Here is a 14,259-nt window from a genome sequence, read left to right on the forward strand (position 1 = left end):
GATACCATACACTAAACGCAGACTGTCCGAGCCTGTTGCATCCTTCTATGCGAGTCGGTCTGAATGGCCGCTGAGACGGGCGTTCACTTGGGATTTAGGTAGGGAGATATCGGATGGCGTACTGGTTCCTGCGGTCGGAGCCCGAAGTCTATGGCTGGGATCACCTGGTCCGCGACGGTGGCACCGAATGGGACGGCATCCGCAATTACACCGCGCGCAATTTCCTCAAGGACATGCAGGTCGGCGATCAGGCGATCCTTTATCATTCGAACACCGAAAAGGCCTGTGCCGGGATCATGGAGATCACACGCACCTGGAAACCGGACGGCGAGAAGGGCGATTGGGCTTCGGTCGCGGTCAAGCCCGTCAGGCCATTGCAGCACCATGTCACGCTTGCCGAAATGAAGGCCGAACCGCGCCTCGCGAAAATCGAGGTGCTACGTCAGTCGCGGCTGTCGGTGACGCCGGTGCGTGACGACGAATGGGCGGTGCTGATGGAAATGGCGCAGGGGTGAGCGCCGGCGTCCTCCATCTGATCACCGGCAAGATCGCCGCGGGCAAATCGACGCTCTCCGCTAAGCTGGCGGTGGAGACGGGCGGGCTGGTGCTGGCCGAGGACCATTGGCTGCCGACGCTCTATCCGGCGCAAATCACGTCGCTCGATGATTATCGGCGCGAGAGCGTGCGTTTCCGTGCCGCAATCGCGCCACTGATCGTTGACCTGTTGCGGCGCGGCTTGACGATCATCCTCGATTTTCCGGCCAATACCGTCGCCAGCCGGACGTGGATGCGCGGACTGGCTGACGACGCGGGAATTACCGCGACGCTACATTTCCTCGATCTGCCGGATGAGATTTGCCGCGCTCGCCTCCATGCGCGCAACGCCGCCGGCACCCACGCCTATCAGGCGAGCGATGCCGAGTTCGACCAGTTCACCGCGCATTTCGTGCCGCCGCACGCCGACGAAGGCTTTGCGATCGTGCGGCACGGGCCGGCATAATCTGCGCGAAGGGTTCGACGCTATCGCGCGTTAAGCTGGCAAGGACCAGATTGGATACGTGTTGATGCGGTTTTCGAGCGCCGCGCGGGAGGCCGCGGCGGCTGACAACGACGATGCGTTGATGACGCGCATCGCCGGGCGCGATGCCGTGGCGTTTGGCCGCGTGGTCGATGCCCATGCCGCGATGCTCCACCGCATCGCCTATCGCATGATCGGCGACGCGGCAGAGGCCGAGGATGTCGCGCAGGAGGCGTTGCTGCGGTTGTGGGCGTCGGCCGAACGCTGGCGGCCGGGTCAGGCGGGAATTGCGGCGTGGCTGACGCGAGTCGCAGTCAACCAGTGCCTCGATCGCCTCAGGCGGCGGCGCTTTGCCAGCGACGAGGAGCCGCCCGAGCGCGCCGACGAAGCGCCAGGGGCGGAGGCTCTGGTCGAAGAAGAACGTTTGCGCGGCGCGGCGCGGGCCGCGCTGGGCGATCTCAGCGAGCGGCATCGCGCCGCGATCGTGCTGACTTATTACGAGGAGTTACCCAATTCGATGGCCGCGGACGCGCTGGAGCTGAACCTGAAAGCGTTCGAGTCGCTGTTGCTGCGCGCGCGTGGTGCGATGCGTGCCGCGCTGGCGGCGCGAGGGCTGACCTCGCTGGCGGGGGAGATCGCGTCATGAGCGCCGACTTCACCGCGACCGAACGTGCCGCGCTCGACCGCGTGACGGTCCCGGCGATGCGGCCGGGGCTGGCCGCCGATATCGTCGCAGCCGCGGCGTCAGGGACTCGGGTACCGCCGCGGCGCGGCCCGCGGAGCGGATGGCGCGCGCAGAGCCGCGTGCTGATCGGGGCCGGCGCGCTGTTGCTGGCAAGCGCGACCGCGGCGGCGACCGGCTGGTTTGGCAAGCTGCCGATCGCGATTCCCGGCATCACGCGGACCATTGCCGCACCGCCCGAGGTGAAGAAACCCAAGCACCTGGTGCGTGTCGAAAAGCCCAAACCGTCGATCGGGCGTACCGAAGCACTGGCGCCGATCCCCGACGCGGCGCCGGTCTTGCTACCGGATCCGGTGCCCCCGGCGCTCTGGCGCGCGCAGCGCCAGGCGCGCATCGCAGCGGGGCTGCCGGTCAGGCGGCCGCTGGTGCGCCGGGCGCTGATGGCGCGCTTCCGGGCGATGCCCGCGACTCAGCGCCAGGCGGCGGTTGCCGAATGGCGGCGGATCAAGGCGCTGCCACCGCCCGAGCGCAAGGTAGAGATCGCCAAGCTCAAGGCCGATTATCTCGCGACCCACCCGCGCGTCGCTGCGCAGGTGGAAAGGCGGCTGGAAGCGAGGTCGGCGCTGGCCGCGTCCGCGGGCGATCCGATCAAGCCGGACGCCGCGCTTCCCGGCGGCACGATCGGGCCCGACGCCGCGATGGCCAATCGACTCACGCCGCAGGAGCGGTTCGAACGGCGTCAGGCACGCCGCCTATGGTGGCTGCAGCGCCGCGCGATGCGGTTGCAGTCCGGCCGGCCGTTGCCTGACGATCGACGCGACGAAGGGCGGAGCACGCCCGAGCGTTGAACGCAAAGACGGGGCTGCCTTCCTCCAATTTCGGCAGCTCCGTCGCTAGCTCTGGATCAGGCGTCGCCGGGCTGGCGCAGCGTCACCGCAATTTCGGACAGCGGCACGCCAGTCTCGGCATCGACTACCAGCGGGGTGATCGTCCGCCCACTGCTCGTCTCGATCAGGTCGCTCATCGCGCCTTCGCCGAAATGCTTGCGCGCCCATCCGCCGAGCGCTTGCAGCACCGGCAGATAATCGCGCCCTGCTTCGGTCAGGACATATTCGTCGCGTGGCGGGCGGTCATTATAGCGCCGGCGTTCGAGCAGGCCTGCTTCGACCAACGCAGCCAGCCGCTTCGTCAGGATGTTAGGCGCGATCCCCAAGCCCTTTTGAAAATCGTCGAACCGCGTCTGGCCAAGCCCGGCATCGCGAAGGATCAGCATGCTCCACGCATCGCCCGCCCGCGCCAGTCCGCGGCCGACAGGGCAGACGCCCCAGGATAATTTCTCAGTGTCCATTGCAAAATGATAGTCACATAACTATCAAAATGCAAGCCGCTCGACTCGGTGCCGGGCGCGAAGGAGAAATTCGATGACTCAAGCTCTCAACCAGACCGCGCTCATCACCGGCGGGTCGACCGGCATCGGCGCTGTCTATGCCGATCGCCTGGCCCATCGCGGCTATGATCTGATCCTGGTGGCGCGCGATCAGGCGCGGATGGAGGCGCTGGCCGAACGGCTGCGCGGCGAAACCGGCCGTACGATCGAGGTGGTCCGCGCCGACCTCACCGATCGCGCCGATTTGGCGCGCGTGGCGGGACGGTTTGCCAGCGATCCGACGATCACCTTGCTCGTCAATAACGCCGGCCTGTCGATGACCGGGGACGCGATCTCGGTCGAGCCGGCCGAGATCGAGCGGTTGGTTGCGTTGAACATCACTGCGCCGACCGTGCTGGCGGGCGCCGCGGGCAAGGCATTCGTCGCGCGCGGCGAGGGGGCGATCATCAATCTCGCCTCGGTTCTCGCCTTGGTCACTGAGATGTTCGACGGCGTCTATTCGGGATCGAAGGCCTATCTGCTCAATCTGAGCCAGAGCCTGGCGGCGCAATATGGCGCCAAGGGCCTGTACGTGCAGGCGGTATTGCCGGGCGCGACGCGGACCGAAATCTGGGAACGATCGGGCAAGGACGTCAATGCGTTTCCGCCCGAATGGGTGATGGATGTCGATGATCTCGTCGATGCGGCACTGACCGGGTTCGACCGTCGCGAGAACGTGACGATCCCACCGCTCGCGGATGCCGATTTGCCGCAATGGGACGCCATGCAGGCATCGCGCGTCGCGTTGGGCGGTAAGCTCAGCAACCGCGCGGTCGCGGACCGCTATCGTCAACCCGCGCTGGTGTGAACCGGACGGGCGCCCGTTCGCTGCGCGCCATTCCAGGAACAGGAGAGGCGCGTGGCAGAGTTTTCCCGGCGTGAGATCGGCGCGATATTGGGAACGTTCTCAACAATGGCGGCGACCAGCCCGGCGCTGGCTGCCGGCGCGGTGAAAGAGCGTCGTTTCCCCAAGGGATTCAAATGGGGCTGCGCGACCGCCGCCTATCAGGTCGAAGGCGCTGTCAAGGAAGATGGCCGCGGCGAAACCAATTGGGACATCTTCTCGCACACGCCGGGCAAGGTCGCGAACGGCGACACCGGCGACGTCGCCTGCGACAGCTATCATCGCTATCGCGCGGATCACCAGCTGCTCAAGACTCTCGGCGTCTCGACCTACCGGATGTCGCTCGCCTGGTCGCGCATCTTTCCCGAAGGACGCGGCCAGCCCAACCAGGCCGGGATCGACCATTATAGCCGCGTGATCGACGACCTGCTGGCCAACGGCATCACGCCCTACGTCACCTTGTTCCACTGGGATCTGCCCTCGGCATTGCCCGGCGGATGGCAATCGCGCGACACCGCCAAGGCGTACGCCGATTATGCCGGGTTCATGGCGGGCAAGCTCAGCGATCGCGTGAAGCATTTCATAACGATCAACGAATTCGCGTGCTTCACCGATCTTGGCCACAAGGTGGGGATCCACGCTCCGGGACTCCAACTCGATCCCGCCGGGGTCAATCAGGTGCGCCATCACGGCGTCCTGGCGCATGGTCTTGGCGTCCAGGCGATCCGCGCAAGCGCGAAAGCGGGGACGAAAATCGGGCTCGCCGACAATCCCTCCATAACCGTCCCGGTGATCGAGACCCCCGAGCATATCGACGCGGCACGCAAGGCGATGCGCGAGGTCAACGCCGCCGCGCTGACCGCGGTGATGGAGGGTCGCTATATCGACAGCTACCTGACGGCGCAGGGCGCGGCCGCGCCCAAGGTCGAGGAAGGCGATATGAAGGCGATCGGCAGCCCGCTCGATTTCGTCGGGATCAACGTCTACGCGCCGCAATTCGTCCGGGCAGACGCCAATGCCCAGGGCTATACGGTCCTGCCGATGCTGGCGTCGTCGCCGCGTATGGCGTCGCCCTGGCTGCGCGTCGGACCCGAATCCGCTTATTGGGCAGTGCGCAACACGACGGATTTGTGGAAGCCCAAGGCGATCTACATCACCGAAAACGGCTGTTCGGCGGACGATCCGGTGACCGACGGGCGGATCGACGATGCCGACCGCGTGATGTACTTGCGTAATTATATCGGCCAGGCGCAGCGCGCGACCGCGGAGGGGTTGCCGCTGGCCGGTTATTTCCTATGGAGCCTGATGGATAATTTCGAATGGGCCGATGGCTACGGCAAGAGGTTCGGGCTGCACTATGTCGACTTCAAGACGCAGGCGCGCATCCCCAAGCTGAGCGCCGCCTGGTATCGCGAGCTGATCAGGCGCAACGCGCTGGTTTAGAGGCGGACGGGGGTTCCTCCGGGCGCGGGATCAGCTATCGGCGTCTCCTGCTTAGTTGGGAGATATGACGTGCGGTTCGCGAAGCTGACGGTTCTGGCTTTGGCCTTCGGCGCGACGGTTTCGGCGGCGGCGCCGCAAAAGACGGCTGCTCCCAAGGATCCGCCGATCGTCCGCGTCCGGATGACCACATCGGCCGGCGTGATCACGCTCGCGATCGATGTCCGGCACGCGCCGAAGACCGGTGCCAATTTCCTGGCCTATGTCGATGACGGCCGGCTCGACGGCACGCGCTTCTATCGCGCGGCGCGGCGCAAGGGCGCGCCCAATCTCGGCTTTGTCCAGGGCGGGATCGATACCGATGCGCGGCGCCGGCTTGAGCCGGTGCCGCTCGAGCCGACCAGCAAGACGGGCCTGCATCATGTCGACGGCGCAATCTCGATGGCGCGCTACGACAGCCCCAATTCGGGGACGGCCAACTTTTCGCTGATGGTCGGCGCCAGCCCCAATATGGACGCGCGGCCGGGATCGCCCGGCTATGCCGTGTTCGGCCGCATCGTCGGCGGCATGGACGTGGTGAAGCGGATCCTGGCGATGCCGACCAGCCCCGGCGGGGAAGGTGCGATGAAAGGCCAGATGCTGATCCGCCCGGTCACGATCATCCGCGCGCAGCGGCTCGACGGCACGCCCAAGCCGACCGGGCGCGCGAAAGTGTGGGAATTGTTCGCCGGGATGAAGTGATCGGCGCCGACCGGCGAGTCACTCAGGAAAATACGCCGCCGAGTTCGTTGCCGCCGCCCGCTTCGGGCTGGCGAGGATCGGGTCCGTAGTCGTTCTCAAAACTGTCGCCACGGGTGAACACCATCATCACCCAAAAGATGATTCCGATGAGCGGAATGAAGGTCAGCAGGAACTTGATTCCAGGCTCGCCGTGATCGTGCAGGCGACGGATGCTGATCGCGACATGCGCGATATAGAGCAACGGTAGACCGACGAGGAAGGTCAGCCCGCCAAGTAGGCTAACTATCATCACGACGGGATTGTCGTGGGAGGCTCCCATAGGCCCGCTGAGTCCGATATTGATCCCAATAAATATGATTTCGAGCGTGACGAACAGGGCGATCGCAGCAAGGTGATACAAGCCATATTCGGTTCGCGTTGAACGTCCTTTAAAGTCGAAAGGATCGCGCCACGACCGGATCGAAGGTTTCATCATTTCCCCCAAAAAAACAGAAGCCCCACGCGACGTTAGCCGCGCGGGGCCTTGTTGACCAGTTGGTCGGATCGACCGATCAGGCCGCTTCGCTCACTCGCTTCGCGCGCTTGCGGTCGAGTGTCTCGCGGCCCGTTTGCCTTACGCTGCCTGCTTCGCCCGGCTGGCCCGCTTCCGCTCATGCGGGTCGAGATAGCGCTTGCGCAACCGGATCGACTTGGGCGTCACTTCGACCATTTCGTCATCGTCGATATAGGCGATCGCCTGTTCCAGCGTCATCTTCTTCGGCGGGGTCAGGCGGATCGCGTCGTCCTTGCCGCCCGATGCGCGGAAGTTGGTCAGCTGCTTCGCCTTCATCGGATTGACCTCGAGGTCATCCGGCTTGGCATTCTCGCCGACGATCATGCCCTCGTAGAGCGCCTCGCCGTGCCCGACGAACAGGATGCCGCGCTCTTCCAGCGGGCCGAGCGCGTAGCTATTGGCCTCGCCCGATCCGTTGGAGATGAGCACGCCGTTCTTGCGGCCCTCGATATTGCCTTTGTGCGGGCCATATTTCTCGAACAGCCGGTTCATGATGCCGGTGCCGCGCGTGTCCGAGAGGAATTCGCCGTGATAGCCGATCATGCCGCGGCTGGGCGCCGAGAAGGTGATGCGCGTCTTGCCGCCGCCCGACGGGCGCATGTCGGTCAGCTCGGCCTTGCGGATCGCCATCTTCTCGACGACCGTGCCCGAATATTCCTCGTCCACGTCGATGATGACGGTTTCGTAGGGCTCGGTCTTCTTGCCACTCTCATCCTCGCCGAACAGCACGCGCGGGCGGCTGATGCCAAGCTCGAAGCCCTCGCGGCGCATCGTCTCGATCAGCACGCCGAGCTGGAGCTCGCCGCGGCCGGCGACTTCGTAGCTGTCGCGGTCGGCGGCTTCGGTCACCTTGATCGCGACGTTGCTCTCGGCTTCGCGGAACAGGCGGTCGCGGATCATGCGGCTGGTCACCTTGGTGCCCTCGCGGCCCGCCATCGGGCTGTCGTTGACGGCGAAACGCATCGACAAGGTGGGCGGATCGATCGGCTGCGCGTGGAGCGGCTCGGTCACTTCGGGGTCGCAGATCGTGTTGGACACCGTGGTGTGCGTCAGGCCCGCGATCGAGATGATGTCGCCAGCCTGCGCCTCGTCGGTCGGCACGCGCTCGAGCCCGCGAAAGGTCAGGATCTTCGACGCGCGGCCGGTCTCGACGACGTTGCCATCATTATCGAGCGCGTGGATCTGCTGGTTGGTCTTGACCGAGCCCGAGAAGATCAGGCCGGTCAGGATGCGGCCGAGGAAATTGTCGCGATCGAGCAGGGTGACGAGGAACTTGAACGGCCCGTCCGGATCGGCCGAGGGGGCGGGGACATGCTCGACGATCTTTTCGAACAACGGGGCCAGCGTGCCTTCGCGCAAGCTCGGATCCTCGTTCGCGTAACCGTTGCGGCCAGAGGCATAAAGAACTGGGAAATCAAGCTGTTCGTCGGTCGCTTCGAGGCTGACGAACAGGTCGAACACTTCGTCGAGCACTTCTTGGATACGCTCGTCGGGGCGATCGACCTTGTTGACCACGACGATCGGGCGGAGACCCAGCGCGAGCGCCTTGCCGGTGACGAACTTGGTCTGCGGCATCGCGCCTTCGGACGCGTCGACCAGCAGGATGACGCCGTCGACCATCGACAGGATGCGCTCGACCTCACCGCCGAAATCGGCGTGGCCAGGCGTGTCGACGATGTTGATGCGAGTCTTGTGCCCGGCATGATCGTCCCACTCGACGCTCGTGCACTTGGCGAGGATCGTGATGCCGCGCTCTTTTTCGAGATCGTTCGAATCCATCGCGCGCTCTTCGACGCGTTGGTTGTCGCGGAAAGTGCCGGACTGACGGAAAAGCTGATCGACGAGCGTGGTCTTACCATGGTCGACGTGGGCGATGATCGCCACGTTGCGGAGGCTCATGAGATATCCTGATTGGAGCGCCCGAAGGCGGGTTCGGGGGCGCGCATAGCTTAAATTGTGCGGTGCGGGAAGGGGCGTGGGTACCTACGCCATCATTCGGCGACCGCCGAAGCATCGAACGGTCCGCTCTCGCTATCCGTCGGGCGTTTCAAAGGAAGACGGCCATGCACATTGATGACGACGCTCGCCGTTATGTCGAGCGCTGGTTCTGGACGCTCGACAATCTCGCCGAGGCGGTGGGCGTGACGCCGGCGCGGATCGAGCAATTGATCGCTGCCAACTGCGCGCCGGGGCCGATCTACGCCAGGAGTGCCGATAGCTGGTGGAGCGCGCTCGGCGCGGACGGTGCGGCGCCCGCGGGCGAGCATTGGTTCAGCCCCGGCGCCGCCTGGGGATTGCGCCAGGCGGAATTGGCGACGCGCAGCGGCAGTTCGCCGGCGGAGGCCGCTGCCATGTTGCTCGATAGTTTCGCGGATCGGTTCGCATCGGCGCTCGGCCATCAGCGATATGCGCGCCTCGCCTTTGCCACCTGCTTCTCGGGCGATGCGGTCGATCTCGGCGCGGCACGCGCCGCGGCGCGGGACGAATGGGCGTCCTGGATTCAGGGCGGCTACGGCGTCTGCCTGCGCATCTTCACCGCGGAAACATGCATCGCCAAGGAATCGCTCGCCGCATGGCTGAAGGCGGCGCTCGCCGAGCCCGATTACGATGCCGCTGCCTTGCTCGCCGAGGCTGAAACATTGGCGGGACTATTGCTGCCCTTCGCCCCCTGGCAACGCCCGTCCGGAACGCCCGGACGGACGATCGATCGCCTGCTGCGCAAACAGAACCTCGGCGACGATCGGCCCTATGCCTGACTGAGGCCGACGCTTGATCCTTTCGCGGCGCCCGGCGATGACGGGACGACACAGGAAAGGCGATCATGGCGCAACTCAGGATTTCGGTAATTGTCGGCAGCGTCCGCGAAGGGCGCATCTCGCTGCCGATTGCCAAGTGGGTAATGGACCGGATCGCCGCGCGGACCGAGTTCGATACCGAGCTGCTAGACCTGGCCGAATGGGATCTGCCGATGTTCGCCGAGCCTAATCCGCCCGCGACCGGACGTTATACGGGCGAGAAGCAGCGCGCCTGGGCGGAAAGGATCGGCGGCGCCGACGGCTATATCCTGGTCGCGCCCGAATATAATCACGGCATGAGCGCGGTGCTCAAGAACGCGCTCGATACCGTCTATGCCGAATGGGGCCGCAAGCCGGTCGCGTTCGTCGCGCATGGCGGGATGGGCGGCGCGCGCTCGGTCGAGCAGCTGCGACAGGTCACCGTTGCAATGGCGATGGCGCCGCTCAGCAGCGCGGTCCATCTCCAGGGTGCGGCGAAGCTGCGCGAGGGGGATCGGTTCAATGCGGGTGAAATAGAGGACAGGCGCCTCTCGGCATTGTTCGAGGAATTGCTATGGTGGGGCAGCGCGCTGAAGGCGGCGCGACGGGGGGACTGATACGGACATGCGGAGGATCATCTATTTCGCGCTGGCCGCGGCGCTTGCGATCCCTGCTATGCCGGCGCTGGCGCAACAGGTCGTCGATCCCGATGCCGACACCAAGGTCGCCGATCCAGCCTTCGCGGCGGGCAAAGGGCCGGTCGTGATGGTCGATTCGGGGCATGACGAGCGCCAGACCCTGGCGACCGACTATGCGCCGTTCGGGGCGCTGTTGACCCATGACGGCTATGTCGTCCGCGATTTCGACGAGCCGATCTCCGCCGCCAGTCTCGCCAAATCGGCCGTGCTGGTGATCGTCGATCCGGTAAACCCGAAGGATCCGCCCAAGGCGCCCAAATACCAATCGACCTCCGCCTTCACGCCGCAGGAGATCGCGACGATCACCGATTGGGTGAAAGGCGGCGGGGCGCTGTTGATGATTGCCGATCATCCGCCCTATGCGGGCAGCCTGCGTGCTTTGGCCTCGTCGTTCGGCTTCGATATCGAGATATATGCCGCGCAACATGTTCCCAAGGAGGAATATTTCAGCTTCGCCAATGGCGGCCTTGTCGACGGTCCGCTGACGCGCGGGCTCCCGCCGATCCAGACCTTTTATGGCGCTGCCTTCACTGCGCCCGCTGCCGCGACACCGCTGCTGCGGTTCGATTCGAGCTGGAAGATGCTGGTTACCGACAAGCCGCCACGGCCAATGACGGGGAGCGACCTGCGCGGGGCGACGCTGGCGGTTGGGAAGGGGCGAGTGGTCCTGTTGGCGGAGGCCGGCGCGTGGTCGGCGCAACTGCTCGGGTCCAAGAAAAAACCGATGGGATTCAATGCGCCGGGCGCCGAGGGCAATAAGCGCTTCATCCGCAACGTCGTGCGGTGGCTGGCGACGGGAGACGTGCCGCCTAGTTCTGCGAATACCGGCAGCAAATAGCGGATCGTCCATGTCAGTGGTGCCGTCGGTCGCGGAGCGCAGCACATCTTGCCATTCCGGCAGCGCGTGTTACATGTACAACACACTTGAACGCGCGACCATTCGTGGCCAGACTCCACGAACCATCGCGAAGAGGGACTGAGAATGGCGACGACCCCGACCGAAACCGTCACGGCCGAACCCGATCTGGTTCTGACGCCTCCCGAGCCCGTTACCGCGGTGTCGGCGACCAAGGCGGCGGGACTGGTGCCGGTCGATGATGCCAAGCGGAGCGAACTCGAACGCCGAGTCGATCAGTTCGTCGAAGACCTGGTCGCCCAGGACGTCGACTCGCCCGAATTCGGCAAGCGCGTCGATGCCATCACCAGCATGGGGCAAAAGGAAATCCGCGAAGCGGCGTCGCAGTCGAACCGGTTCCTCGACCGTCCGGTGCGCGCCATGGACAAGGACACCGGCGTCGGTGCCGACCTGATCCAGCTGCGCCAAACGATCGAAAAGCTCGATCCCGGCAAGAACGGCAAGTTGATCTCAGGCGGCCGCGGACTGCTCGACAAGATTTTCGGCGGCGGGCTCAACACTTATTTCGACAAGTACAAATCGTCGCAGACCCACATCTCCTCGATCCTCAAGAGCCTCGGCTCGGGCAAGGACGAGTTGTTGATGGACAATGCCGCGATCGAGACCGAACGCGCCAATCTGTGGGCGGCGATGGGCCGGCTCGAACAGATGATCCATCTCGCCAAGACGATGGACGCGAAGCTCGAGGACAAGGCCAACGACCTCGACGCGACCGATCCGGCCAAGGCCAAGGCGCTGCGCGAAAGTGCCTTGTTCTATGCGCGTCAGCGCACCCAGGACCTGCTCACCCAGATGGCGGTGACGGTGCAGGGCTATCTCGCGCTCGATCTGGTCAAGAAGAACAATGTCGAGCTGATCAAGGGCGTCGACCGCGCGTCGACCACCACCGTCTCGGCACTGCGCACCGCGGTTACCGTCGCGCAGGCGCTGACCAGCCAGAAACTGGTGCTTGAGCAGATCACCCAGCTCAACACGACGACCGCCAACATCATCGATTCGACCGGTCAGTTGCTCAAGTCGCAGACCGCGCAAATCCATGAGCAGGCGGCCGCCTCGACCATTCCGGTCGAGACGCTGCAGCGCGCGTTCCAGAATATCTACGACACGATGGACGCGATCGACGCCTTCAAGATGAAGGCGCTCGATTCGATGAAGACCACGGTCAACACGCTGTCGACCGAAGTCGAGAAGTCGAAAGGCTATATCGCACGGGCCGAGGGCCAGTCGCAGGCCGCGCTGCAAGGTCCGCAGACCGATTTCAAGCTCGAGGCGGTGTAAATGTCCTCTACCGACGATGTGATCGCCCGGGCGCGAGAGACGCTCGACCGCACGTCCGAGCGCTATCGTGCCGGACCCGGGCGGAGCGTGCGGGTGAGTGATGTCGGCCAGCGGGTGACGCGGGCGGCGATCGTTGATGCGGCGATCGTCGGGCTGGCGGTAGCGTTCGGCCTGGTGGTCGGGCCGATCGGCATGTTCGGCTTTCTGTTGATGATCGTCGCGATGGTGGTGGCGACGATGGTGCTGCTCGCGACTCCGGCGCAACGCGCGCCGACCTTCGAGAAATTGCGCCAGGTCGAGCTGAAGGCATTGCCCGCGCAGACCGGGCGCTGGCTCGATTCGCAGCGGCCCGCACTGCCGGCACCGGCGATCAACCTGGTCGATCAGATCGGGATCAAGCTCAACGCGCTGACCCCGCAGCTGGCGGGACTCGACGAGAACGAGCCGGCCGCGGCGGAAATCCGCAAGCTGGTCGGCGAGCAATTGCCCGAGTTCATCAAAGGCTACGAACGCGTGCCGTCGGCGCTGCGCGGCGTCGAACGCAATGGCAAGAGCCCCGACCAGCAATTGGTCGAAGGGCTGGGTGTGATCGGCCGCGAGATCGACGAGATGGCGGCGCAACTCGCGCAAGGCGATCTCGACGCGTTGTCGACGCGCGGGCGGTATCTCGAGATCAAGTACCAGGGCGACAAGAGCACGGTTTGATCGGGTAGGAGGGGGGCTAATTCTCCCTCTCTCCTTGTGGGAGAGGGAGGGAGCGCCGAAGGCGCGGAAGGATGAGGGGGAGACTCACAACTTTCGCCGATTCCCCCTCATCCTTCCGGCGCTTCGCGCCTCCCTCCTTCTCCCACAAGGGGAGAAGGAGAGTCGAAGCCAGACTCTAAAGCTGCAGCCCCATCGCATCCTGCGCCTCGCGCAGGACCGGTCCGGCGATCGCTCGCGCGCGCTCGCTGCCGCGCTCCAGCACGCGCACGACTTCGCCGCGATCGTCGAGCAGTTGCACCAGGCGGTCACGGATCGGCCCGAGCTTCGCTACCGCCAGATCGGCGAGCGCCGGCTTGAATTGCCCGAAGCCCTGACCGCCATATTGCGCCAGCACGTCGGCCGGCGCGACATCCGCCAGCGCAGCGTAGATCGTCACCAGATTGCGCGCCTCGGGGCGTTCCTCCAGCCCGTCGACGGCGTCGGGAAGCGGCTCCGCATCGGTCTTCGCCTTGCGGAATTTCTGCGCGATCTCGTCGTCCGAATCGTTGAGATTGACCCGGGTCATGTCCGACGGGTTCGACTTGGACATTTTGGCGGTCGCATCACGCAAGCTCATGATGCGCGGTGCCGCGACACTGATCATCGGTTCGGGGAGCGGGAAGACCTCCACCCCATAGTCGCTGTTGAACTTGGCCGCGATGTCGCGGGTGAGTTCCAGATGCTGCTTCTGGTCCTCGCCCACCGGCACGTGCGTCGCCTTGTAGAGCAGGATGTCCGCCGCCATCAGCACGGGATAATCGTACAGCCCGACGCTGGCGCCTTCACGGTCCTTGCCGGCCTTGTCCTTGAACTGGGTCATGCGGTTGAGCCAGCCGACGCGCGCGACATTGTTGAGCAACCAGGTGAGCTCGCTATGCGCGGGCACCCGCGCCTGGTTCCAGATGATCGACTTCTCCGGGTCGAGCCCGGCGGCAAGGATCGTCGCGGTCATCTCGATCGTGTTGTCGGCCAACTCCTTGGGCGCGACGCGGTCGGTCAGCGCGTGCAAGTCGGCCATGAAGTACATCGACTCGCCGCCGGCCGCCGCGACCTCGTCCTGCATCGCGACCCACTGCTTGATCGCCCCCAGATAATTGCCGAGGTGAAGGCGACCGGTGGTCTGGATGCCGGAAACGACGCGCATG

At 65.0% G+C, this 14,259-nt stretch carries 16 protein-coding genes; 12 read left to right on the plus strand and 4 right to left on the minus strand.

Annotation, left to right across the window (positions count from 1 at the left end; all coding sequences use genetic code 11):
* Nucleotides 1-113 precede the first annotated feature (113 nt).
* The 4 genes from AC1DSD_RS18525 to AC1DSD_RS18540 all read left to right on the plus strand — a co-directional run bounded on the left by AC1DSD_RS18525 (nt 114) and on the right by AC1DSD_RS18540 (nt 2,548).
* On the plus strand, nt 114-515 hold the full coding sequence (locus AC1DSD_RS18525; RefSeq protein ID WP_478032173.1) for an EVE domain-containing protein: 402 nt from the start codon (nt 114-116) through the stop codon (nt 513-515).
* Nucleotides 512-1,000 carry a P-loop nucleotide/nucleoside kinase family protein gene (locus AC1DSD_RS18530; RefSeq protein WP_478032175.1) on the plus strand — a complete coding sequence of 163 codons (489 nt, stop codon included), beginning with the start codon at nt 512-514 and terminating at the stop codon, nt 998-1,000. The genes AC1DSD_RS18525 and AC1DSD_RS18530 overlap by 4 nt, the downstream gene beginning before the upstream one ends.
* Before the next feature lie 64 nt (nt 1,001-1,064).
* A complete protein-coding gene (locus AC1DSD_RS18535; protein ID WP_478032176.1) occupies nt 1,065-1,664 on the plus strand; it encodes a sigma-70 family RNA polymerase sigma factor in 600 nt (199 codons plus the stop codon).
* Entirely contained in the window at nt 1,661-2,548 is an 888-nt protein-coding gene (locus AC1DSD_RS18540; protein WP_478032178.1) for a hypothetical protein, read from the plus strand. Before AC1DSD_RS18535 ends, AC1DSD_RS18540 begins: the two co-directional genes overlap by 4 nt.
* A 56-nt stretch (nt 2,549-2,604) precedes the next feature.
* Here the strand turns inward: AC1DSD_RS18540 and AC1DSD_RS18545 are convergent, their stop codons facing one another.
* The gene (locus tag AC1DSD_RS18545; protein ID WP_478032179.1) at nt 2,605-3,048 is read right to left on the minus strand and encodes a winged helix-turn-helix transcriptional regulator; all 444 of its coding nucleotides are present in this window, start codon (nt 3,046-3,048) and stop codon (nt 2,605-2,607) included.
* 73 nt (nt 3,049-3,121) lie between these two features.
* Between AC1DSD_RS18545 and AC1DSD_RS18550 the strand changes: the two genes are divergently transcribed.
* From AC1DSD_RS18550 to AC1DSD_RS18560, 3 genes are all read left to right on the plus strand, one after another.
* Nucleotides 3,122-3,934: an SDR family NAD(P)-dependent oxidoreductase gene (locus AC1DSD_RS18550; RefSeq protein ID WP_478032180.1), complete on the plus strand. Its 813-nt coding sequence runs from the start codon at nt 3,122-3,124 to the stop codon at nt 3,932-3,934.
* 51 nt (nt 3,935-3,985) lie between these two features.
* A complete protein-coding gene (locus AC1DSD_RS18555) occupies nt 3,986-5,413 on the plus strand; it encodes a GH1 family beta-glucosidase (protein ID WP_478032182.1) in 1,428 nt (475 codons plus the stop codon).
* A gap of 69 nt (nt 5,414-5,482) precedes the next feature.
* A complete protein-coding gene (locus AC1DSD_RS18560; RefSeq protein WP_478032184.1) occupies nt 5,483-6,151 on the plus strand; it encodes a peptidylprolyl isomerase in 669 nt (222 codons plus the stop codon).
* A 22-nt stretch (nt 6,152-6,173) separates the two neighbouring features.
* Here the strand turns inward: AC1DSD_RS18560 and AC1DSD_RS18565 are convergent, their stop codons facing one another.
* Both AC1DSD_RS18565 and typA read right to left on the minus strand, forming a co-directional pair.
* Nucleotides 6,174-6,623, minus strand: coding sequence for a DUF805 domain-containing protein (locus tag AC1DSD_RS18565; RefSeq protein ID WP_478032186.1), 450 nt, complete (start codon nt 6,621-6,623; stop codon nt 6,174-6,176).
* Between the two features lie 141 nt (nt 6,624-6,764).
* Nucleotides 6,765-8,603, minus strand: a complete 1,839-nt coding sequence (gene typA, locus AC1DSD_RS18570; protein WP_478032188.1) for a translational GTPase TypA — start codon at nt 8,601-8,603, stop codon at nt 6,765-6,767.
* A 164-nt stretch (nt 8,604-8,767) separates the two neighbouring features.
* Here typA and AC1DSD_RS18575 point away from each other — a divergent pair, with 164 nt between their 5' ends.
* From AC1DSD_RS18575 to AC1DSD_RS18595, 5 genes are all read left to right on the plus strand, one after another.
* Nucleotides 8,768-9,460, plus strand: a complete 693-nt coding sequence (locus tag AC1DSD_RS18575) for a DUF6058 family natural product biosynthesis protein (RefSeq protein WP_478032189.1) — start codon at nt 8,768-8,770, stop codon at nt 9,458-9,460.
* 65 nt (nt 9,461-9,525) lie between these two features.
* Complete coding sequence (locus AC1DSD_RS18580) at nt 9,526-10,095, plus strand: NADPH-dependent FMN reductase (RefSeq protein ID WP_478032190.1); 570 nt, start codon at nt 9,526-9,528, stop codon at nt 10,093-10,095.
* A gap of 7 nt (nt 10,096-10,102) precedes the next feature.
* Entirely contained in the window at nt 10,103-11,014 is a 912-nt protein-coding gene (locus tag AC1DSD_RS18585) for a hypothetical protein (RefSeq protein ID WP_478032191.1), read from the plus strand.
* Between the two features lie 144 nt (nt 11,015-11,158).
* Nucleotides 11,159-12,370 carry a toxic anion resistance protein gene (locus tag AC1DSD_RS18590; RefSeq protein WP_478032192.1) on the plus strand — a complete coding sequence of 404 codons (1,212 nt, stop codon included), beginning with the start codon at nt 11,159-11,161 and terminating at the stop codon, nt 12,368-12,370.
* A complete protein-coding gene (locus AC1DSD_RS18595; RefSeq protein WP_478032193.1) occupies nt 12,371-13,075 on the plus strand; it encodes a hypothetical protein in 705 nt (234 codons plus the stop codon). It begins immediately after the preceding gene.
* Nucleotides 13,076-13,250: 175 nt separating this feature from the next.
* On the opposite strand, the gene trpS is transcribed toward AC1DSD_RS18595, so the two are convergent.
* Nucleotides 13,251-14,258, minus strand: coding sequence for a tryptophan--tRNA ligase (gene trpS, locus AC1DSD_RS18600; RefSeq protein ID WP_478032195.1), 1,008 nt, complete (start codon nt 14,256-14,258; stop codon nt 13,251-13,253).
* Between the last annotated feature and the right edge of the window lies 1 nt (nt 14,259).

It is taken from the genome of Sphingomonas sp. P4_D12, assembly GCF_056401895.1.

Coding starts and splice junctions, on each gene's coding strand:
- AC1DSD_RS18525 (WP_478032173.1), top strand. CDS start 114: ATGGCGTACTGGTTCCTGCGGTCGGAGCCCGAAGTCTATGGCTGGGAT.
- AC1DSD_RS18535 (WP_478032176.1), top strand. CDS start 1,065: ATGCGGTTTTCGAGCGCCGCGCGGGAGGCCGCGGCGGCTGACAACGAC.
- AC1DSD_RS18540 (WP_478032178.1), top strand. CDS start 1,661: ATGAGCGCCGACTTCACCGCGACCGAACGTGCCGCGCTCGACCGCGTG.
- AC1DSD_RS18545 (WP_478032179.1), bottom strand. CDS start 3,048: ATGGACACTGAGAAATTATCCTGGGGCGTCTGCCCTGTCGGCCGCGGA.
- AC1DSD_RS18550 (WP_478032180.1), top strand. CDS start 3,122: ATGACTCAAGCTCTCAACCAGACCGCGCTCATCACCGGCGGGTCGACC.
- AC1DSD_RS18565 (WP_478032186.1), bottom strand. CDS start 6,623: ATGAAACCTTCGATCCGGTCGTGGCGCGATCCTTTCGACTTTAAAGGA.
- typA (WP_478032188.1), bottom strand. CDS start 8,603: ATGAGCCTCCGCAACGTGGCGATCATCGCCCACGTCGACCATGGTAAG.
- AC1DSD_RS18575 (WP_478032189.1), top strand. CDS start 8,768: ATGCACATTGATGACGACGCTCGCCGTTATGTCGAGCGCTGGTTCTGG.
- AC1DSD_RS18580 (WP_478032190.1), top strand. CDS start 9,526: ATGGCGCAACTCAGGATTTCGGTAATTGTCGGCAGCGTCCGCGAAGGG.
- AC1DSD_RS18585 (WP_478032191.1), top strand. CDS start 10,103: ATGCGGAGGATCATCTATTTCGCGCTGGCCGCGGCGCTTGCGATCCCT.
- AC1DSD_RS18590 (WP_478032192.1), top strand. CDS start 11,159: ATGGCGACGACCCCGACCGAAACCGTCACGGCCGAACCCGATCTGGTT.
- AC1DSD_RS18595 (WP_478032193.1), top strand. CDS start 12,371: ATGTCCTCTACCGACGATGTGATCGCCCGGGCGCGAGAGACGCTCGAC.
- trpS (WP_478032195.1), bottom strand. CDS start 14,258: ATGCGCGTCGTTTCCGGCATCCAGACCACCGGTCGCCTTCACCTCGGC.